The following is a 20,725-nucleotide window of genomic DNA, read 5'->3' on the forward strand; positions in this document are numbered from 1 at the left end:
TCTCAGGATGCGGATGAACCGGGCGGCTCCGCCCCGTCGCGCTTGAGCGTGAATCGGGTGCCCGTCAAGGGGGATCGGCTACTTGTCCGTATGACATCGCATGATTCATGTCACCGCTGAGCGGTGATCGATGATCGTTCTTCGTTCCGCCATGTGAGCTTGCACCAATTGGACTCGTCCCCGACGCCGTCCGTCCGGTAAGAAGGTGCTTTACACCCCTCATCCGGGGCTCAGGGCGCGTGTGCGGCGCGCCCGTCGCGTATACGCCCGCAGTTGACCGTACGTACCGGTAACTGGGCCGTGCGCGGTGCCCGCCCACCCCTCACCTGGGAGTGGCCACCCTCAAACCATGAATACTTAAGGGGTCAGACAAAGTGGCAGCGGAGATCGTCAATCCTCGCAGCGACAGCGATACGGGTCAGGACGGAGGGGCCGAGCCCCTCGATTCCTTCGATCCCGCGTTCGCGCTGCACCGCGGCGGCAAGATGGCAGTGCAAGCCACCGTGCCGCTCCGCGACAAGGACGACCTGTCCCTGGCGTACACACCCGGCGTGGCGAAAGTGTGCACCGCCATCGCCGAGCAGCCGGAGCTCGTCCACGACTACACCTGGAAGTCGTCGGTCGTCGCCGTCGTGACGGACGGTACGGCCGTGCTGGGCCTCGGGGACATCGGCCCCGAAGCCTCCCTCCCCGTGATGGAGGGCAAGGCGATTCTGTTCAAGCAGTTCGGCGGCGTGGACGCGGTGCCGATCGCGCTGGACTGCACCGGGGTCGACGAGATCGTCGAGACCGTGGTGCGCCTCGCGCCCTCCTTCGGGGGTGTGAACCTGGAGGACATCTCGGCGCCGCGGTGCTTCGAGATCGAGCGCAGACTCCAGGAGCGGCTGGACATTCCGATCTTCCACGACGACCAGCACGGTACGGCGGTCGTGACGCTGGCCGCGCTGCGGAACGCCGCGCGGCTGAGCGGGCGGGAGATCGGGCAGCTGCGGGCGGTCATCTCCGGCGCCGGGGCGGCCGGTGTCGCCATCGCCAAGATGCTGGTCGAGGCCGGGATCGGGGATGTGGCGCTGGCCGACCGCAAGGGCATCATCTCGGCGGACCGTACGGATCTGACGGACGTCAAGCGCGAGGTGGCCGGGTTCACGAACAAGGCCGGGCTGTCGGGGTCCCTGGAGGACGCCCTGTCCGGCGCCGACGTCTTCATCGGCGTCTCCGGCGGTACGGTCGCGGAGTCCGCGGTCGCCTCCATGGCGGAGGGTGCCTTCGTGTTCGCGATGGCCAACCCGAACCCGGAGGTGCATCCCGAGGTCGCGCACAAGTACGCGGCGGTCGTGGCGACCGGGCGGTCGGACTTCCCGAACCAGATCAACAACGTCCTCGCCTTCCCCGGGATCTTCGCGGGTGCCCTGCAGGTGCGGGCCTCCCGGATCACGGAGGGGATGAAGATCGCGGCGGCGGAGGCGCTGGCGTCGGTGGTCGGTGACGATCTCGCGGCGGACTATGTCATCCCGTCCCCCTTCGACGAGCGGGTCGCTCCGGCGGTCACGGCGGCGGTCGCCGCGGCGGCTCGGGCGGAGGGTGTGGCTCGACGCTGAGGCGTTGTGCGGTAGTCGAGGTGACCCCGGCCGGGTTTTCCGGCCGGGGTCAATTCTTTACCCGGGAGTTGGGCCGGGTGGGTGGTCGGCGCGCAGGGCGGCAGCTCTACGGCTGCCCGCCCTCGCCGTGGCGTCTCGCCCCCGCCGCCCCTGCCCGTCCCCTCCGGAGGTGGTCGGGCCGCGTAGCTCGCTGCGGGTGGGTGGGGGTTGAGGCAAGAGGATGTGTGTCACAGGGGATGGCGGTTTCGGAGTTGGGGGTGCGGGCCTATCGTCAAGGTCATGTTCGCCGTCTACGCCGCCCGAATCGACCGCGACCAGCCGCTCAGCGGACTTGAGTTGGGGGAGCGGCCCGCTCCCGTGGCTCGTCCCGGCTGGAGTGTCGTCGACGTCAAGGCCGCCTCCCTCAACCATCACGACCTCTGGTCCCTGCGCGGCGTCGGCCTCGCGGAGGACAAGCTGCCGATGATCCTCGGTTGCGACGCCGCCGGTGTCGACCAGGACGGCAACGAGGTCGTCCTGCACTCCGTCATCGGCCAGAGCGGCCATGGCGTGGGTCCCAAGGAGCCCCGCTCCATCCTCACCGAGCACTACCAGGGCACCTTCGCCGAACAGGTCGCCGTGCCCACCTGGAACATCCTGCCCAAGCCGAAGGAGCTGTCCTTCGCCGAGGCCGCCTGTCTGCCGACCGCGTGGTTGACGGCCTACCGGATGCTCTTCACCAACGCCGGTGTCCGTCCCGGTGACTCGGTCCTCGTCCAAGGTGCCGGGGGAGGCGTCGCCACCGCCGCGATCGTCCTCGGCAAGGCCGCCGGTCTGCGGGTCTTCGCCACCAGCCGGGACGAGGCCAAGCGCAAGCGCGCCCTGGAACTCGGTGCCGTGGAGGCCGTCGAGCCCGGAGCCCGGCTGCCGCAGCGGGTCGACGCCGTCATCGAGACCGTCGGCGCCGCCACCTGGTCCCACTCCATCAAGTCGCTCCGTCCCGGCGGCACCGTCGTCATCTCCGGTGCCACCAGCGGTGACCGGCCCTCCCACGCCGAACTCACCCGGATCTTCTTCCTGGAGCTCAAGGTCGTCGGCTCGACCATGGGCACCAAGGACGAGCTGGAGGACCTGCTCTCGTTCTGCGCCGCCACCGGTGTCCGCCCCGTCATCGACGAGGTCCTTCCCATGGACCGGGCCCGCGAGGGCTTCGAGAAGATGGCGTCGGGCGAGCTGTTCGGCAAGGTCGTGCTCACCAACTGACCCCTCCCCTCGGCATGTGGCGGGCCCGGGCTTCCCGGGCCCGCCTTTTGCGCATCCGGAGTGTCAACCAGGGTTGACGGAGCCCTCCTGTCAACCTAGATTGACAGGCATGAGTGAGGCAACCGATCTCGCCGAGCGCGCCGGCGATCGTGACCCGAGGGTCGGCCTGCGTGCCGTCGCCGCGCTGCGCCGACTGCTGGAGCAGTTGGAGTCCGTGCAGGTGCGCAGCGCGCGCAATCAGGGGTGGTCGTGGCAGGAGATCGCCGCGGAACTCGGGGTCAGCAGGCAGGCCGTGCACAAGAAGTACGGGAGGCATTGATGTTCGAGCGGTTCACCAAGGACGCCCGCGCGGTCGTGACCGGAGCGGTCGAACAAGCGGAACGGTCCGGCGCCCGCACCGTCGACACCGGGCACCTGCTGCTCGCCCTGCTCGACCGGGAAGCCAGCCGGGGCTCCTTCGCGCTGGCCGCGCTGGGGCTCGCGGAGCGCAAGGAGTCGGTACGGGAGGCGCTGGGCGAGGCCCGTCGCCGTGCCGGACTCTCCCAGGCCGAGGCCGATGCCCTCGCGGGCCTCGGTATCGACGTCGCAGAGATCGTCGCCCGGGTCGAGGAGGTGCACGGCGTCGGCGCGATGTCCGGCGACCGCAAGGGCAGGGGCAAGGGGCGGCGGTCCGGCCATCGTCCCTTCAGCCGGGAGGCCAAGGACACCCTGGTGCGCTCCCTGCGCGTCGCCGTCGCCCGCGGTGACCGGCATATCGGCGACGAGCACATCCTCCTCGCCCTGACCACCCAGCCCGGCGTACCGGCCGAGACCCTCGCCGACCACGGAGTCACCAACCTGACCGTGACCCGGGTCCTCTACGGGGAGGGCGAGGCCAAGGCCGGGTGACCGAAGGGGCGGCCACCCGAGCCTGTGCCGCTGTGCCGGACCTCAGGGCTTGGGCGTCCTGAGCAGTGCGCCTATGTGCGCCGCCGCCGTCGACAGGTGACGTCGGGCGTCCCGGAGCTGGTCCGCCGTGACCCCGTGGTCGCGCGCCGCGTCGCGGATGTCGTCGCGGAAGCGGTCCAGGAGGCGGTCCAGATCACGGGCCGGATCGCCGGTCGGGTCCTCATGGGCCCAGGACGGCTCGAACTCGGCGGGGAAGTCCTCCGGGGTCTCGGAGTACTCGGGGGTGCCGGGGCCCTCGGGACGCGGCTTGGACGCGGTGCCAGTGCCGGTGCCGGCCGCCGCACCCGCGCCCGATCCCGCCCGCCCGAACCCGAAGTCCTTCCCGAGCCCCTTGCCGAAGTCCTTCCCGAACTCGCCGAACTCCTTGGCCAGTTCCGTCAGCCCCTCGCGCACGCCGGTCGGCCAGTCGCCCCGGGCGAAGTGGTCCTGCACATGGTCCTGGACCCGCTGGGCGATGCGCTGCATCTCCTCCTGGGCCTGGGCGCGGGCCCGGTCCTGCGCCTCCTTGGCCTGGCGCCGGGCGCGCTGGGCCTCCTCGCGGGCCCTGCGGCTCTCGTCCTTGGCGCGCCGGGCCTGCTCCTTCCACTCCTGCTTGGCCCGGCGCATCTCCTCCTTGGCCGCGCGCCAGGCCTCCTTGTCGGTGTACTCCGTGAAGTCCCCGAGCGGAGCGTCGGCCTTGATGCCGCCCTGCCGGGCCTCCGACGCCGCCGCCCGCATCTCGCGCCGCAGATCACCGGCCGCACCGCGCACATCGGCCCGTATCTCGGCGGCGAGCTCGGCGACCGACTCCCGGATCTCCAGCTCCAGGTCGGCCAGTTCCCCGCTGCGGTCGGCCAGTTCGGCCCGCCCGGCGTCCGTGATGGCGTACACCTTGCGGCCGCCCTCGGTGGTGTGGGTGACCAGGCCCTCGCTCTCCAGCTTCGACAGGCGGGGGTAGACCGTGCCCGCCGAGGGCGCGTACAGGCCCTGGAAGCGCTCCTCCAGCAGGCGGATCACCTCGTAGCCGTGGCGCGGGGCCTCGTCCAGCAGCTTCAGCAGGTAGAGGCGGAGGCGGCCGTGGGCGAAGACGGGAGGCATGTCAGAGCACCTTCTTGTCGGTCGTGCCGTCGGCCTGGTCGCCCGGGTCGGCTTCGGTGGAGGGTGTGGAGTCCTGGCCGGAGTCGGAATTCTCCCCCGAGCCGGCCGGTGTGTTCTCCACCGGGGCGTCCTCCCATGCCTCCGCGTCCCACGGCTCCTCCTCACGGGCCGGGCGGCGCAGCAGCGCGATGGAGCCGGATACGGTCGTCGCCCGCAGCCTGCCGTTGCCCGCGCCCAGCTTTCCGGTGATCTTGTGGGCGCCCCACTGGCCGTGCACGCGGAGTCCGTCGAAGGCGTTGGAGATGGTGCCGCTCGCGGTGTTGGCCTCGACATCGGCGTCGGCGGGATGGGGGAGCCGGATGGCGATCTCGCCGGAGACGCTGGTGAGCCGTACGTCGGTCGGGCCCTCCGGGTCGAGGTCGACGATCATCGAGCCGCTGACCGAGTCGGCCCGCACGGAGGAGCCCGAGCCTTCGACGACCGTCAGGTCCCCGGAGACCGAGTTGAAGCGGAGGTCGCCGGTCACCGCCTGGGCCTCCAGGTTCCCGGAGACCGTGTCGGCGCGCACCGGGCCGGAGAGCCCGACGAGCGTGGTGTCGCCGGTGACGCCCTTGACCACCGAGGGACCGCTCACCCCGGAGACCACGGCGCCCGCGCCGACCACGCCCACCTCGACGCGCGTGCCGGCCGGGACCGCCAGCGAGACCACGGCGCTGCGCCGCCAGCCCTTGCGGTCGAGCCACTTCAGGAAGCCCTTCCAGGGCAGGTCCTCATAGGCGACCGTGAGCGTCCCGCCCTCCTGGGTGACCAGGAGGGGTGGGCCCTCCATCTCCGAGACCTCGAGGCGGGCGGAACCTTCGTCGGTCCCCACCACGTTCACCGTTCCATTGACGATCCGTACGTGCAGTTCGCGTACGGGCTCGTCGAAGGTGAGCTTCCTCGGCTCCGTGACGGACCACTCGGACATGGTGACGACCTCCCCGTGACAACGCGCCATATCGCGTCTCCTGAATTCACGATATATCGCGCCCGATGAAAGTCAAGACACTCTTTCGGGGAGCTTCGGCGTCGTCAAATATGACCAACCCCCGCAAATCGCCCTAGCGTGTGACCATGTCGACGGAACTTCCCCGCACCGGTCCCGCATCCGGAGGTCCCGCCCCCGGAGCCCTGCTGCTCTGCCGGGCGGAGCCGGAATTCGTCGCCCCCGCCGCCCACCTGCTGCGCGAACCCATGCTGCTGGTGCCTGCGGGCGGGGAGTGGAGCGTGCTCGTGCCCGAGAGCAGGCCCTGGGCCGACGGGGAGGAACCGGTCGACCGCGTGCTCACCGGCTGGGCCACCGCGCTCGCCGTCGGCGCCCCCTGGCCCGTCCTCGCGCTGTGGTGGGACGGGGACCGTGCCGGGTACACCCTCGCGTCCGGCTTCCGCCGCCCCGTCGGCTACATCTGGCTCAGCGACGGCACCCCCGTCGGCGAGGACGAGGCCATGCGTACCTTCGCCACCCGTCTGAGTCTGGATCCCGTCCTGGACATGGAGTCCCTTGAGCAGCTCACCCGGACCGACTCCGGGACCGACGCCCGCGCGCGCCTCGGCGGCCTGCTGGCGGTCCTCACCCGCGCGGGAGTCACGCTGCCCGCCGGGCTGGCTCCCGGCGACTCCGCGGACCGTCTCGTCGCGTCCGCCCGCGTTCAGCCGCAGGTCCGGGCGATCGAGCGGACGGGCTGGCGTGAGGCGGTCCGCTCGGAACTCGACGCCGTCCGCGCGGAGCTCGACTCCGTCGACGCGAGCCGGCTGGGCACCTGGCTGCCCTGGTCGGGCACCCCCCTCGCCCGCGCGCTGGCCTTCACCCAGATCGCGGCGGGCCTCCCGCTGACCGCGCTGGGGCTGCACCGCCGCAGCGCCGGCTGGGCCGTCGCGGGCGCACTCCTGCTGGCGCACGGCGCCCTGGGACTGGCGTACGACGTGACCCGCCCTCGCGACTGACAAGTGACTCGCCCCCGTGACTGAGACGTGAGCAGTCCCCCGTGACTGAGACGTGATCCGTCCCCGTGGCTGAGACGTGATCCGCCGCCGCGACAGAGGCATGCCCGCCCCGGGCCTGAGACGGCCGCACGCGTCCTCGCGAACGAGTCAGCCGTAGGCGCGTCCCCGCGGCCGACCGCTACTCGTCGTCCTCGTCGTCCAGGCGCGCCAGCCAGGTTGCCAGTCGCTCCACCGGCACCTCGAAGTCCGGGTTCAGGTCGACGAACGTGCGGAGCTGCTCGGCGAGCCACTCGAAGGTGACCTCCTCCTCGCCGCGCCGCTTCTCCAGTTCTTCGATGCCTCGGTCGGTGAAGTACATGCCCACCAGGATAAACGGCCGGGCCGCACCCCCAGTTGGGGGTGCGGCCCGGCCGTAGGACAGAGGCTTACGCCTCGAACACCTCACGCACCAGCTGCTCCTGCTCGGCCTGGTGGCGCTTCGCGGAACCCACCGCCGGGGACGAGCCGTGCGGGCGGGAGATCCGGCGCAGGCGCTCGCCGTGCGGGACGTCCGCGCCGACCGCCAGGTCCAGGTGGTCGATGAGGTTCAGGGCGATGAACGGCCACGCGCCCTGGTTCGCCGGCTCCTCCTGGGCCCACAGGTACTTGTCGGCGTTCGGGTACTTGGCGATCTCGGCCTGGAGCTCGGCACCCGGCAGCGGGTACAGGCGCTCGATGCGGATGATCGCCGTGTCCGTGACACCGCGCTTCTGACGCTCGGCCTCCAGGTCGTAGTAGACCTTGCCGGCGCAGAAGACGACCTTCTTCACCGCGGCCGGGTCGACCGAGGCGTCACCGATGACCGGGCGGAACTGGCCCGTGGTGAACTCCTCCGCCTTCGCCGCCGCGGCCTTCAGACGCAGCATCGACTTCGGGGTGAAGACGACCAGCGGCTTGTGGTGCGGGTTGTGCACCTGCCAGCGCAGCAGGTGGAAGTAGTTCGACGGCGAGGTCGGCATCGCGACCGTCATGTTGTTCTGGGCGCAGAGCTGGAGGAACCGCTCCGGGCGCGCGGACGAGTGGTCCGGGCCCTGGCCCTCGTAGCCGTGCGGGAGGAGCAGCGTGACACCGCTGGTCTGGCCCCACTTCTGCTCCGCCGACGAGATGAACTCGTCCACGACCGTCTGGGCGCCGTTGACGAAGTCGCCGAACTGGGCCTCCCACATCACCAGGGACTCGGGGCGGGCCAGCGAGTAGCCGTACTCGAAGCCCATCGCCGCGTACTCGGAGAGCAGGGAGTTGTAGACGTTCAGGCGCGCCTGCTCCTCGGAGAGGTACATCAGCGGCGTGAACTCGTCGCCCGTCTCACGGTCGATGATGACCGCGTGGCGCTGGCCGAAGGTGCCGCGCTGGGAGTCCTGGCCCGCCAGGCGGACCGGCACGCCCTCCAGCAGCAGCGAACCGACGGCCAGGGTCTCGCCCATGCCCCAGTCGATCGTGCCGTCCTCGACCATCGACGCCCGGCGCTGGAGCTGCGGCAGCAGACGCGGGTGGACGGTGATGGAGTCGGGGACGTTGACCTGGGACTCGGCGATCCGCTTGACGACCTCGGCGGAGATCGCGGTGTTCACCGCGACCGGGAACTCGGCCTGCGGGTCCGACGGCTCGGCCGCGGCCGGCTGCGAGGTGGCCTCACGGACCTCCGTGAAGACCTTCTCCAGCTGGCCCTGGTAGTCCTGGAGCGCCTGCTCGGCCTCTTCCAGGGTGATGTCGCCACGACCGATGAGGGACTCGGTGTAGAGCTTGCGCACCGAGCGCTTCTTGTCGATCAGGTCGTACATCAGCGGCTGGGTGAAGGCCGGGTTGTCCGACTCGTTGTGACCGCGGCGGCGGTAGCAGATGAGGTCGATGACCACATCCTTGTTGAACGCCTGGCGGAACTCGAAGGCGAGCCGCGCGACGCGGACCACGGCCTCCGGGTCGTCGCCGTTCACGTGGAAGATCGGGGCCTCGATCATCCGCGCCACGTCGGTGGCGTACATCGACGAGCGCGAGGACTCCGGCGCCGCCGTGAAGCCGACCTGGTTGTTGATGACGATATGGACCGTGCCGCCGGTGCGGTAGCCGCGCAGCTGCGACATGTTCAGGGTCTCGGCCACCACGCCCTGGCCCGCGAAGGCCGCGTCGCCGTGGATCGCCACCGGCAGGACCGTGAAGTCGGTGCCGCCCTTGTTGATGACGTCCTGCTTGGCGCGCGCGACGCCCTCCAGGACCGGGTCCACCGCCTCCAGGTGGGAGGGGTTGGCGACCAGGGAGACCTTGATCTGCTCGCCGTCCAGGCCCGTGAAGGTGCCCTCGGCGCCCAGGTGGTACTTCACATCGCCGGAGCCGTGCATCGACTTCGGGTCGAGGTTGCCCTCGAACTCGCGGAAGATCTGGGCGTACGACTTGCCGACGATGTTCGCCAGCACGTTCAGCCGGCCGCGGTGGGCCATGCCGATGACGACCTCGTCCAGGCGGGACTCGGCAGCGGAGTCGATGACCGCGTCCAGCAGCGGGATGACGGACTCGCCGCCCTCCAGGGAGAACCGCTTCTGGCCGACGTACTTCGTCTGCAGGAAGGTCTCGAAGGCCTCGGCGGCGTTCAGCCGGCGCAGGATGCGCAGCTGCTCCTCGCGCTCGGGCTTGGTGTGGCCGCGCTCCACGCGGTCCTGGATCCACTTGCGCTGCTTGGGGTCCTGGATGTGCATGAACTCGATGCCGGTGGTGCGGCAGTACGAGTCGCGCAGGACGCCGAGGATCTCGCGCAGCTTCATCAGGGACTTGCCGGCGAAGCCGCCGACGGCGAACTCGCGCTCCAGGTCCCACAGGGTGAGGCCGTGCTCGGTGATGTCCAGGTCGGGGTGCTTGCGCTGGCGGTACTCCAGCGGGTCGGTGTCGGCCATGACGTGGCCGCGGACCCGGTAGGAGTGGATCAGCTCGAAGACGCGCGCGGCCTTGGTGACGTCGTCGTCGTGCGACGCGTCGATGTCCTTGAGCCAGCGGACCGGCTCGTAGGGGATGCGCAGGGCCTCGAAGATGTCGTCGTAGAAGCCGCTCTCGCCGAGCAGCAGGTTGGCGACGATGCGCAGGAACTCGCCGGAGGCGGCGCCCTGGATGACCCGGTGGTCGTAGGTCGACGTGAGCGTCATGACCTTCGAGATGCCGAGCTTGTTCAGGGTGTCCTGGGAGGTGCCCTGGAACTCCGCCGGGTAGTCCATGGAGCCGACGCCCATGATGACCGACTGGCCGGGCATCAGACGCGGGACCGAGTGGACGGTGCCGAGGCCGCCGGGGTTGGTCAGGGAGACCGTCACTCCGGTGAAGTCGTCCATGCCCAGCTTGCCGTCGCGGGCGCGGCGGACGATGTCCTCGTAGGCCTGCCAGAACTCGAAGAAGTTCAGGGTCTCGGCCTTCTTGATGCCCGCGACCACGAGCTGGCGGTCGCCGTTGGGCTTGACCAGGTCGATGGCGAGGCCGAAGTTGACGTGCTCCGGCTTGACCAGGGTCGGCTTGCCGTCCTTCTCCGCGAAGGAGTAGTTCATCGACGGCATGGCCTTGATGGCCTGCACCATCGCGTAGCCGATCAGGTGCGTGAAGGAGATCTTCCCGCCCCGGGCCCGCTTGAGGTGGTTGTTGATGACGATGCGGTTGTCGAACAGCAGCTTCACCGGGACCGCGCGCACGGACGTGGCCGTGGGCACCTCCAGCGAGGCGTTCATGTTCTTCGCGACCGCGGCGGCCGGGCCGCGCAGCGTCACCAGCTCGGGGCCCCCCGGGGCCGCTGCGGCGGGCGCGGCCTGCGCGGCCGGCTTCGCGGCGGCGGGCTTGGCCGGGGCCGGGGCTGCGGCGGGCGCAGGAGCGGCGGGCGCAGCGGCGGCCGGCTTCGGAGCTACGGGCGCCGGTGCGGGCGCGGCCGGTGCGGCGGGCGCCGCGGCCGGAGCGGGCGCCGGGGTGGCGTTACCCGCCGGAGCCGGGGCGGCGACCCCGCCCGGCTTGTAGTCGGCGAAGAAGTCCCACCAGGCTCGGTCAACCGAGTTCGGGTCCTGGAGGTACTGCTGATAGATCTCGTCGACGAGCCACTCGTTCGGCCCGAACGCGGCCGCGGGATTCTTGCCCGCTTGGTCGGTGTCGGTCGAGATGCTCGAGTTACTGGGGGACTGTGGCGACACGGCGGCAACCGCCCTCTTCCGCTTCACAAGGTTATGGACAGCGGGAATAAAGGCTACGCCCCCATGGCCGGGAAGGTGAGGCCGGGCAAGGTCATCGTCGTGTAAGTCACATCGGAATGCGCGTTTCGGGCCCGGAAATGGCGGGAAACAAGCGAGGTTCCGGTGGTCGAGGTATGCGTCGGCCCAGGCCAGGCGCACGGAACGCGCGGGCCTCTGCCTGATCACACGTGTCCGTCAGCCCGGACTCCCGTGGATCTTGTGGCTCCGGTTCGAACCCTACGTCAACTCGACACGGATGGCTCTCCCGGAAGAGTGACAAGAATCCGGCAACCGCGAACGGATTCGGCCACTCCGATCCGGCCGCCGTGCAGATCCACCGCCCAGCGGGCGATGGCGAGGCCGAGACCCGTGCCGCCGTCGCTGCCCGGACCGTGCGGCGCGGGCACGGCACCGCGGTTGAACCGCTCGAAGACCCGGTGCCACTGCGACTTCGGGATGCCGGGGCCCTCGTCCAGCACCTCCAGCTCCAGCGACTCGGGCCGGGCGCCGCGCCGCGCCTTCACCGTCACCCGCCCGTGTGGCGGACTGTGCTTGACCGCGTTGTCGATGAGGTTGGCCACCACCTGGTGGATGCGCTCGGGATCCGCGTGCGCGGTCAGCTCCGGAGGGGAGACGTCGAGGGTCAGATGGACGTCCGTACGGGTGTGGCCGCCCGAGCCGGAGGCGATGCCCGCGCGCGTGGAGGCGACCATGTTGGCCTCCTTCAGCACGCCCGACAGATAGGGCCACACCTCGAAACGGCGTTTCTTCAGCGGTACGACGCCGTTGTCCAGGCGGGACAGGTCCATCAGGGTGTCCACGAGCCGGCCGAGGCGCTCCGTCTGTTTCAGCGCCGTGCGCATCGTCTCCGGGTCGGCCTCGGTGACCCCGTCGACGATGTTCTCCAGCACCGCGCGCAGTCCCGCGATGGGCGTGCGCAACTCGTGCGAGACATTGGCGACCAGCTCCTTTCGCTGCCGGTCCTGGGTCTCCAGCTCATCGGCCATGACATTGATCGTCTCGGCCAGGTCGCCCAGCTCGTCCCTGCGGTTCTCGCGCACCCGGCGCGAGTAGTCACCGTGCGAGATCGAGCGGGCCACCGCGTTCATCTCGTCCAGCGGCGCGGTGAGCGAGTGCGCCACGAACTGCGTGATGAGCAGTGTGGCGATCATCGAGAAGACCGTGATGAAGCGCAGCTCCGTCGCGGTGCGCACCGCGATCATCGACAGACCCGTGGTGATCAGGACCGAGATGACGACCAGCGCGCCCAGCTTGGTCTTGATCGAGAACGGGCGTACGCCGCCCCAGGGATCCCCGGGGCCTCTCCGCGCGGCCGGCCCGTCGCTCATGGCGTCGGGGTCTCCAGGGCGTAGCCCACGCCGTGCACCGTACGGATGCGCTCGGCGCCGATCTTCCGGCGCAGCGCCTTGATGTGGCTGTCGACGGTCCGGGTGCCGGAGGCGTCGGCCCAGTCCCACACCTCCGCGAGCAGCTGCTCACGGGAGAGCACCGCGCGCGGGGTGTTCGCCAGGCACACCAGGAGGTCGAACTCGGTGGGCGTGAGATGAACGTCCTCACTGCGCACCCGCACCCGGCGCTGCGCGTGGTCGATCTCCAGCTCGCCCAGGCGCAGGATGCCGCTGCGTGGTGTGGAGGCCGCGATCGCCGCCCGCTCCACCCGGCGCAGCAGCACATGCACACGTGCCGCCAGCTCCCGCATCGAGAACGGCTTCGTCATGTAGTCGTCGGCGCCGACGCCGAGGCCCACCAGCATGTCGGTCTCGTCGTCGCGAGCCGTCAGCATCAGCACCGGCACCGGGCGCTGGGCCTGCACCCGACGGCAGACCTCCAGGCCGTCGAAGCCCGGCAGCATGATGTCGAGGATCAGCAGGTCGGGCTGCCATGCCTCCGCGGTGTCCACGGCCGAGGGCCCGTCGCCCGCGGTCTGCACGAGGAATCCCTCGGCGCGCAGGCGGGCCGCGATGGCGTCCACGATGGTCGGATCGTCCTCGACCACCAGGACCCGGCGCTGTGCGCCCGGGCTCGCCGCCGTGCCGTTGTGGGAGGTGTGTGTCTGCTCCATCGCCCGCCCCTGAAGTTGCTTTCCGGAATCCGTGGGGTGATCCGTCCACTGCACATGCCTGCGCATGCTTGCGATTGACGCTTGAATGATCCGCGCCAGGGAAGCAGCGTACGGGGAGTCACCGCGGCTCGGCTATCCAGGTCCGACGGCGAGGTGCACGACGTCGGGAACGCCCCGGGCAACCGGGATCTCTTCGGTACGCACCTGTTTGAACCCGGCATTCCACAAGGTTTCTTCGAATTCCGGAGAGGGCTGCGCCGACCAGACGGCGAGCACTCCGCCGGGGTTCAACACCCTTGCGCAGCTTGCCAGTCCGGCGTCCGAGTACAGTCCGCCGTTTCCCTCGGTGACGGTCCAGCCGGGGCCGTTGTCGATGTCCAGGCAGAGCGCGTCGAACGTGTCGGAAGTCTCATTGACGTACCTGACCAGGTCCGTTTCCAGGATCCTGGTGCGCGGGTCGGACCGGGCCCGCTCGGTGAGGCCGGCGAGGGGGCCGGCGCGGTGCCAGTCGATGACGGCCCGTTCGCGTTCCACAACGGTGATCCGGCCCCAGCGCGGATCGGCGGCGGCGTGTGCGAGCGAGAAGCCGACGCCCAGGCCGCCGATGAGCACGGCCGGGCCGGGGCGGGCGTCGAGGGCGTCCCGGGCCGCATCCACGAGCAGTCGCTCGGAGCGGCCGTCGGAGGTGTCCATCAGGAAGCAGCCGTTGGCGATGATCTGGAGCAGCTCACCGTGGCGCCGCAGCACGACCTCGCCGTGGGGGCCCTCGCGACGGTCCAGGACTTCGGGAATCTCGTACGGAGCGGGCATCCGCTCATCCTGTCAGCTCCGGCCGGTGACGTGGGGTGAGTCGGCGGGGCCGCCACCCTGGAGCAGGTCCGGGCCTCCGCGTGCCGTCGCCAGCCCCGTGGCCAGCGCAGGGATGCCCAGCCGCCGTTCCTCCTCCGCGCTCGCCCGGTGGAGGAGGTTGGTGAGCTGGAAGGGGTCGGCGCGCAGGTCGTAGTACTCCCGGAACAGCACCTTCCCGTCGCCCGTCGTGGGGCGGCCGCCGTGGTCGAGGCGGGTGCGGAAGTACTCCGTGTACTGGTCGCCCTTGCCGATGGACGAGGCCCAGCTGTGGATCGGCCGCTGGTCCTGCTGGTTCCACCACCACTCGGCGAGCAGCCGCGGGCGGTCGTTGTCCGGGTCCAGCAGGGAGTGGCCGTCGTGCTCCGGATCGGGCGGCAGGCCCGCCGCGTCCAGGAAGGTGGGCGCGATGTCGATCAGGCCGGTGAGCCGGTCGTCGGCGCGTGCGGTGCCGAGGCCGCCCGCGGGCCAGGACGCGTGGAACGGCACCTCCAGACTCGGGCGGTACGGCACCGACTTGCGCAGCCAGCCGTGGTCGCCCCAGCACAGACCGTGGTCGCTGGTGAACACCACCAGCGTGTTCTCCAACTGGCCGAGCGCGCGCAGCTTCTCACGGAAGTCGTGCATCGCGTCGTCGACGGAGAGCAGGGTGCGCAGCTGGCGGGCGCGCAGGTCCCGGCCCGCGGGGAAGAGGTGCTCGGCGGCGCGCAGGAAGGGCGGCTTGTCGGCCTTGCCGGTCTCGAACACCGAGGGGCGGCCCTGCCAGTCGGGCACGCGCGTGCGGGCGTACTTCGGCTCCGGGACGTTCACCTCATGGGCCGAGCGGGTGGCCACGTACGCGAACCAGGGGCGCTTGTCGGTGTGGGACGCCTCCATGAAGGCCAGCGCGCGGTCCTTGATGACGGTCGTGTTGTAGCCGGGGATCCCGCGGACGGTGCCGTTGTCGTTGTAGTGGCCGTTGACGTAGCGCACCGGCTCCTGGAGCAGCCACTCGTCGAAGTGCGGCGGGTTGTCGCCGGTGCGCCAGAAGTTGAGGTACTTGCCGAACAGGCCCGTGCGGTAGCCCGCCTCGCGCAGCCGGCGCTGGACCGTCGTGCGCTGGTCCAGGTGGTAGGGGTGGCGGGTGTCCAGGACGCCGTGGTGGTGGGCGTACCGGCCCGTCATCACCGAGGCCCGGGAAGGCGCGCACAACGGGGTGTTGGCGTGCGCCCGCTCGAAGGTGACGCCGTTGCCGCCCAGCCAGTCGACGGTGCGGCCGAGCGCCCAATCCGTCTCCTTGGGCTGGTCGTCGGTGAGCACCAGCAGGATGTTGGGCCGGTCGTCGGAGCGGGGGCGGCGGGTCGCGGCGGCCGGGGCGGCGGTACGGCGGGGTGCGCGGGTCGTTCCCGGCTCAGGGCCGCTGTCACCGCCCACCGCGCCCGCGACCAACGGCACGGCCGTCCCCGCGGCCGCCACCACCCCGCCCGCGATCAGCGCGCGCCGGGCCGGCCCCCGCCGCTCTCCCTCGGCCATCCGCTTCCCCAAGTCCCCGTAAAACCGCGCAAGTCACTCACAGACTGTGAACGAGCTTGCAGTGTGCGGCCGCTTCCTGTGAACGGTATTGCGGGCAGAACACGGGAACCTTGCGATCGCCGCGAATCGAGACGGTCAAGGACTCCAGACGTACGGCGTGGTCGTCGTCACCGCCTCGAAGCCCAGCCGGCGCAGGATGGGCGCGCTGTCGTCGGAGGCGTCCACCTGCAGATAGGTGACCCCGCGGCCGACGGCGAGCGCCGCGCGGGTGGCGACCAGGGCCCGGTAGATGCCACGGCCCCGCCATTCGGCCAGCGTCGACCCGCCCCACAGGCTCGCGAACTCGGTGCCCGGACGGAACACCAGCCAGGCCGCCGACACCACCTCCCCGTCCGCCTCCACGACGTACACGGCGATGTCGTCCGGCGCGGACTCGACCCGTCCGGTCAGATCGTCGGCGAGCCAGCTCCAGTCCTGGCCCCACACCGCCGACTCCATCCCGGCGATCCGGCGCATGTCCGCGTCCGCCGTCACCCGCCGCAGCGTCACACCCTCGGGCAGCACGGGCTCCCGTACGGCCAGCCCGGCGGCGCGGCCGATCAGGACCGTCTCCCGGTCCTCGGGCACGAAGCCCGCCGCGCGCAGCCGGTCGGTGAGGTCGGCCGGGTCGTCGTGGGAGCGGGTCTTCCACTCCACCGCCTCCCCGCGCGCCGCGAAGTAGTCGCGCTGCCGGGCGATCAGCAGGTCCAGGTCCGCACCGCGCACACCCAGCGAGCGCGGTCCGCTGACCAGCCCCCGGAACCCGCCGACGATCCGCAGCAGCGGACCGTCCTGCTCGTACGTCACGCCGGCGGGCGAGGACGGGGGCGCGCCGCGCATCTGGCCGTCGTAGGCCGCGAGAAGGGTCTCTGTGTCTGTCACGGAAGCGACGGTGGGGGAATGCGGTGGACGAGGCAACCGGTTATCGGAGAAGCCCCAGTTCACCGGGTGTGAGGCGGATGATCGCTCACAGCGAACGCAGGGCCGGGAACAATCACGGGCCGCCAAGCATTGAGTCGGCATAACTCAACTTGACTGCCGAAGGGGAGATCATGGCTTCGACGTCCACCTCGCTCACCCTGCCTGTGCTGCCGCTCGACGACGAGGTCGTGCTGCCCGGAATGGTGGTCCCGCTGGACTTGAACGACGCTGATGTACGCGCCGCGGTGGAGGCCGCCCAGGCCGCCGCCCGGTCCCAGCCGGGCAAGCCACGGGTGCTGCTGGTGCCGCGGATCGATGGCACCTACGCGAGCACCGGTGTGCTCGGCACCGTGGAGCAGGTCGGCCGCCTCGCCGACGGTGACCCGGGCGCCCTGATCCGGGGCCGGGACCGGGTGCGGATCGGCGCCGGGACGACCGGCCCCGGTGCTGCCCTGTGGGTCGAGGGCCTGCGGGTCGACGACAGCGCGCCGGACCCGCTGCCGGGGCAGGTCGCCGATCTGGTGAAGGAGTACAAGGCGCTCGCCACCGCCTGGCTGCGCAAGCGCGGCGCCTGGCAGGTCGTGGACCGGGTCCAGGCCATCGACGATGTCTCCGCGCTCGCCGACAACTCCGGCTACTCGCCCTTCCTCACCACCGAGCAGAAGGTGGAGCTGCTGGAGACCGCCGACCCGGTGGCCCGGCTGAAGCTCGCCACCCAGCAGCTGCGCGACCACCTCGCCGAGCAGGACGTCGCCGAGACCATCGCCAAGGACGTCCAGGAGGGCGTCGATAAGCAGCAGCGCGAGTTCCTGCTGCGCCGCCAGCTGGAGGCCGTGCGCAAGGAGCTGCGCGAGCTGAACGGCGAGGCGGAGGGCGAGGAGTCCGACGACTACCGCGCCCGCGTCGAGGCCGCCGACCTGCCCGAGAAGGTCCGCGAGGCCGCGCTCAAGGAGGTCGACAAGCTGGAGCGGTCCAGCGACCAGTCGCCCGAGGGCTCGTGGATCCGCACCTGGCTCGACACGGTGCTCGAACTGCCGTGGAACGAGCGGACCGAGGACGCCTACGACATCCAGGGCGCGCAGGCCGTCCTGGACGCCGAGCACGCGGGTCTGGAGGACGTGAAGGAGCGGATCACCGAGTACCTGGCGGTGCGCAAGCGCCGTAGCGACCGGGGTCTCGGGGTCGTCGGCGGGCGGCGCGGCGGTGCCGTGCTCGCGCTCGTCGGCCCGCCCGGCGTCGGCAAGACCTCGCTGGGCGAGTCCGTCGCGCACGCCATGGGACGGAAGTTCGTCCGGGTCGCCCTCGGCGGCGTCCGGGACGAGGCGGAGATCCGTGGCCACCGGCGCACGTACGTCGGCGCGCTGCCCGGCCGGATCGTGCGGGCCATCAAGGAGGCCGGGTCGATGAACCCGGTGGTGCTCCTCGACGAGATCGACAAGGTGGGCTCCGACTTCCGCGGCGACCCGGCCGCGGCCCTGCTCGAAGTCCTGGACCCGGCGCAGAACCACACCTTCCGCGACCACTACCTGGAGGTCGAACTCGACCTCAGCGACGTGGTGTTCCTCGCCACGGCCAACGTCCTGGAGGCCATCCCGGAGGCCCTGCTCGACCGTATGGAGCTGGTCCGCCTCGACGGCTACACCGAGGACGAGAAGGTCGTCATCGCCCGTGACCACCTGCTTCCGCGCCAGCTGGAGCGGGCCGGTCTGAACACGGACGAGGTCGTCATCGACGAGGGCGCGCTGCGCAAGCTCGCCGGGGAGTACACCCGCGAGGCGGGCGTGCGCACCCTGGAGCGGTCCATCGCGCGGCTGCTCCGCAAGGTCGCGGCGCAGCACGAACTGGGCGAGCGGAAGCTGCCGTTCACCGTCACGGACGGCGATCTGCGCGCGCTGATCGGGCGCCCGCACCACGTGCCCGAGTCGGCCCAGGACCCGGCCGAGCGCCGTACGGCGGTCCCGGGTGTGGCGACGGGCCTGGCGGTGACCGGAGCGGGAGGTGACGTGCTGTTCGTGGAGGCGTCCCTGGCCGACCCGGAGACCGGCGCGGCGGGGCTGACCCTGACGGGACAGCTCGGTGACGTGATGAAGGAGAGCGCGCAGATCGCCCTGTCCTTCCTGCGCTCGCGCGGCGCCGAGCTGGAGCTGCCGGTCGGTGACCTGAAGGACCGGGGCGTGCACATCCACTTCCCGGCGGGCGCGGTGCCGAAGGACGGTCCCAGCGCGGGCATCACGATGACGACGGCACTCGCTTCGCTGCTGTCGGGCCGACTGGTCCGCACGGACGTGGCGATGACGGGCGAGGTCTCGCTGACCGGACGCGTCCTGCCGATCGGCGGAGTGAAGCAGAAGCTGCTCGCCGCCCACCGCGCGGGGGTCACCACGGTGATCATCCCCAAGCGGAACGAGCCCGACCTCGACGACGTCCCCGCCGAGGTCCTGGAGAAGCTCGACGTGCACGCCGTGACGGATGTGCGCCAGGTCCTCGACCTGGCCCTGTCCCCGGCCACGAACGGCGCCCAGCCGGAGGTTCCGGTGGCGGCGTGACGGACGCTGCCGGATGAAGGCGAAGGCCCGGGTCCCGTGAGGGAGACCCGGGCCTTCGTCGTCCGGTCAGCGGTCAGCCGTAGGCCAGGGCCTGGACGCGGTCCAGGGCGCCGTTGAACCGGTTGTGGTCACCGACGGTCGGGCCCGTCGAGGTGTACTGCCACATCGTGTAGTAACTCCATCCGGCCGGGAGCGTCCCCACGGTCGACGCGTAGCGAGCGATCCACAGCGGGTTGGCGGTGGCGAAGCCGGAGTAGTTGCCCGTGCACTGGGTCCACCAGCTGGTCGCCGTGTAGATCACCGCGTCCCGGCCGGTGCGGGCCTTGTACTGGTTCAGGAAGTCGCGGATCCACGTCACCATGCCGCTCTGCGTCTTGCCGTAGCAGGCCGCGCCGTACGGGTTCCACTCGATGTCCAGGGCGCCGGGCAGGGTCCGGCCGTCCCGGGACCAGCCGCCGCCGTGGTCGACGAAGTAGTTGGCCTGCGTTGCGCCGGACGGGGTGTCGGGCGTGGCGAAGTGGTAGGCGCCGCGGATCATGCCGACGTTGTAGGAGCCGTTGTACTGCTGCGCGAAGTACGGGTTGGTGTAGTACGTGCCCTCGCTGGCCTTCGTGTAGGCCCACTTCACACCGCTGTTCCAGAGCGTCGACCAGGCCACGTTGCCCTGGTGGGAGGAGACGTCGACGCCCTCCGTCTGGGTGGCGCGGGTGTCCCGGGGCAGTCCGTGCACCCCGTCGTGGGCGGCGACGCCCATGCCCATGCGGGCGGAGCCGCGGGCGGGGGAGTCGGCGGCGGAGGCCGGGGAGGTGGGGGTGGTGGCGAGTACCAGCGAGAGCGCGGTGAGCAGGAGTCCGGTGAGGACGAGGCGGAGCGGTCCGGGTCTGTGCACGGGCATAGCGTGCCTCCGAAGGCTCGGTGACGCACGGTGGGGAGACGCTGGAGCGCGGGGCATGCCGGCCGGGACGGGGTGGCGGGGCGCCGTTGGCCCGCTGTTGGTGCGCCGTCCGAGGATGCTGGCGTGAGCATGCCAGTCAGTGCCTGGCAAAGACGCTACGGACGTGGGCCGACGGGTGGAAGGGGGCCTGGGGGCTGCCGTTGGTCTACGCCTGAGAAATACTGACGGAGCTGCGGCGATGACGGCATGTGACGGAAACTTTCAGAACTGGGAAACCGAGGCAGGGGCTGACGTGCGCGAAGAGGGAAACGGCGACGGACGCCGAGTCGGATCCGGGGTGCCCGCCGGGCAGCCGGGACCCGGCACCGAGCAGCCCGAGTTCCTCTCCCTGGAGCGGGAGTTGACCGTCCTGCTGCGGCGCGCCCGGGCCAGCCAGGGCGAGATGGCCCGCGAGGTCCACCCCGACCTGGAGTCCGCCGCGTACGGCCTGCTGATCCGCCTCGACGAGTGCGGCCGCCAGCGCGCGACCGAGCTCGCCGCCTACATCGGCGTCGGCAAGGCCACCATGTCCCGGCAGCTGCGCGCCCTGGAGGACCTCGGTCTGGTCGCCCGCGAGCCCGACCCCGCCGACGGCCGCGCCTGGCTGGTCCACCTCACCGAGGAGGGCCGCCGCCGGGTGGGCAAGGTGCGCAACGCCCGCCGGGCCCGCTACGCCCGCCGCCTGTCCGGCTGGGACCCCCGCGAGGTCTCGGAACTGGCCCGTCTGCTCAACCAGTTGAACCAGGAGATGGAGGGTTAGGGCCGGT

Annotated in this window: 17 protein-coding genes; 7 read left to right on the forward strand and 10 right to left on the reverse strand. The window is 71.0% G+C overall.

Annotated features, from left to right (window positions below; translation table 11 throughout):
- Nucleotides 1-374 precede the first annotated feature (374 nt).
- The 4 genes from STRCI_RS27310 to STRCI_RS27325 all read left to right on the forward strand — a co-directional run bounded on the left by STRCI_RS27310 (nt 375) and on the right by STRCI_RS27325 (nt 3,728).
- The gene (locus STRCI_RS27310; RefSeq protein ID WP_269661614.1) at nt 375-1,598 is read left to right on the forward strand and encodes an NAD(P)-dependent malic enzyme; all 1,224 of its coding nucleotides are present in this window, start codon (nt 375-377) and stop codon (nt 1,596-1,598) included.
- A 279-nt stretch (nt 1,599-1,877) separates the two neighbouring features.
- A complete protein-coding gene (locus STRCI_RS27315; protein WP_269661615.1) occupies nt 1,878-2,840 on the forward strand; it encodes a zinc-binding dehydrogenase in 963 nt (320 codons plus the stop codon).
- Nucleotides 2,841-2,949: 109 nt separating this feature from the next.
- Nucleotides 2,950-3,159 carry a helix-turn-helix domain-containing protein gene (locus STRCI_RS27320; RefSeq protein ID WP_041819333.1) on the forward strand — a complete coding sequence of 70 codons (210 nt, stop codon included), beginning with the start codon at nt 2,950-2,952 and terminating at the stop codon, nt 3,157-3,159.
- Nucleotides 3,159-3,728 (forward strand): Clp protease N-terminal domain-containing protein, encoded by a 570-nt coding sequence (locus STRCI_RS27325; RefSeq protein WP_269661616.1) that lies wholly within the window; start codon nt 3,159-3,161, stop codon nt 3,726-3,728. The genes STRCI_RS27320 and STRCI_RS27325 overlap by 1 nt, the downstream gene beginning before the upstream one ends.
- A 42-nt stretch (nt 3,729-3,770) precedes the next feature.
- Here the strand turns inward: STRCI_RS27325 and STRCI_RS27330 are convergent, their stop codons facing one another.
- Both STRCI_RS27330 and STRCI_RS27335 read right to left on the reverse strand, forming a co-directional pair.
- Nucleotides 3,771-4,865, reverse strand: a complete 1,095-nt coding sequence (locus tag STRCI_RS27330; RefSeq protein ID WP_269661617.1) for a PadR family transcriptional regulator — start codon at nt 4,863-4,865, stop codon at nt 3,771-3,773.
- 1 nt (nt 4,866) lies between these two features.
- Nucleotides 4,867-5,832: a DUF4097 family beta strand repeat-containing protein gene (locus tag STRCI_RS27335; RefSeq protein ID WP_269661618.1), complete on the reverse strand. Its 966-nt coding sequence runs from the start codon at nt 5,830-5,832 to the stop codon at nt 4,867-4,869.
- A 146-nt stretch (nt 5,833-5,978) separates the two neighbouring features.
- Between STRCI_RS27335 and STRCI_RS27340 the strand changes: the two genes are divergently transcribed.
- The gene (locus STRCI_RS27340; protein ID WP_269661619.1) at nt 5,979-6,848 is read left to right on the forward strand and encodes a hypothetical protein; all 870 of its coding nucleotides are present in this window, start codon (nt 5,979-5,981) and stop codon (nt 6,846-6,848) included.
- A 178-nt stretch (nt 6,849-7,026) separates the two neighbouring features.
- Here the strand turns inward: STRCI_RS27340 and STRCI_RS27345 are convergent, their stop codons facing one another.
- The 7 genes from STRCI_RS27345 to STRCI_RS27375 all read right to left on the reverse strand — a co-directional run bounded on the left by STRCI_RS27345 (nt 7,027) and on the right by STRCI_RS27375 (nt 16,439).
- The gene (locus tag STRCI_RS27345; RefSeq protein WP_003992906.1) at nt 7,027-7,206 is read right to left on the reverse strand and encodes a DUF6104 family protein; all 180 of its coding nucleotides are present in this window, start codon (nt 7,204-7,206) and stop codon (nt 7,027-7,029) included.
- Nucleotides 7,207-7,273: 67 nt separating this feature from the next.
- Nucleotides 7,274-11,038: a multifunctional oxoglutarate decarboxylase/oxoglutarate dehydrogenase thiamine pyrophosphate-binding subunit/dihydrolipoyllysine-residue succinyltransferase subunit gene (locus tag STRCI_RS27350; RefSeq protein WP_269661620.1), complete on the reverse strand. Its 3,765-nt coding sequence runs from the start codon at nt 11,036-11,038 to the stop codon at nt 7,274-7,276.
- 281 nt (nt 11,039-11,319) lie between these two features.
- Nucleotides 11,320-12,426, reverse strand: a complete 1,107-nt coding sequence (locus STRCI_RS27355) for a HAMP domain-containing sensor histidine kinase (protein WP_269661621.1) — start codon at nt 12,424-12,426, stop codon at nt 11,320-11,322.
- Nucleotides 12,423-13,160 (reverse strand): response regulator transcription factor, encoded by a 738-nt coding sequence (locus STRCI_RS27360; RefSeq protein ID WP_093725353.1) that lies wholly within the window; start codon nt 13,158-13,160, stop codon nt 12,423-12,425. Before STRCI_RS27360 ends, STRCI_RS27355 begins: the two co-directional genes overlap by 4 nt.
- 132 nt (nt 13,161-13,292) lie before the next feature.
- Nucleotides 13,293-13,970, reverse strand: a complete 678-nt coding sequence (locus STRCI_RS27365) for a spermine/spermidine synthase domain-containing protein (protein ID WP_269661622.1) — start codon at nt 13,968-13,970, stop codon at nt 13,293-13,295.
- A gap of 12 nt (nt 13,971-13,982) precedes the next feature.
- The gene (locus STRCI_RS27370; RefSeq protein ID WP_269661623.1) at nt 13,983-15,518 is read right to left on the reverse strand and encodes a sulfatase family protein; all 1,536 of its coding nucleotides are present in this window, start codon (nt 15,516-15,518) and stop codon (nt 13,983-13,985) included.
- Nucleotides 15,519-15,653: 135 nt separating this feature from the next.
- Nucleotides 15,654-16,439: a GNAT family N-acetyltransferase gene (locus STRCI_RS27375; protein ID WP_269661624.1), complete on the reverse strand. Its 786-nt coding sequence runs from the start codon at nt 16,437-16,439 to the stop codon at nt 15,654-15,656.
- Between the two features lie 170 nt (nt 16,440-16,609).
- On the opposite strand from STRCI_RS27375, the gene lon reads away from it, so the two are divergent.
- Entirely contained in the window at nt 16,610-19,024 is a 2,415-nt protein-coding gene (lon, locus tag STRCI_RS27380) for an endopeptidase La (RefSeq protein WP_269661625.1), read from the forward strand.
- Between the two features lie 73 nt (nt 19,025-19,097).
- On the opposite strand, the gene STRCI_RS27385 is transcribed toward lon, so the two are convergent.
- Nucleotides 19,098-19,919, reverse strand: coding sequence for a lysozyme (locus STRCI_RS27385; protein ID WP_269661626.1), 822 nt, complete (start codon nt 19,917-19,919; stop codon nt 19,098-19,100).
- Between the two features lie 292 nt (nt 19,920-20,211).
- Here STRCI_RS27385 and STRCI_RS27390 point away from each other — a divergent pair, with 292 nt between their 5' ends.
- Nucleotides 20,212-20,718: a MarR family winged helix-turn-helix transcriptional regulator gene (locus STRCI_RS27390; RefSeq protein WP_418953378.1), complete on the forward strand. Its 507-nt coding sequence runs from the start codon at nt 20,212-20,214 to the stop codon at nt 20,716-20,718.
- Nucleotides 20,719-20,725 lie beyond the last annotated feature (7 nt).

This window comes from Streptomyces cinnabarinus (assembly GCF_027270315.1).
Taxonomy (GTDB): Bacteria; Actinomycetota; Actinomycetes; order Streptomycetales; family Streptomycetaceae; genus Streptomyces; species Streptomyces cinnabarinus.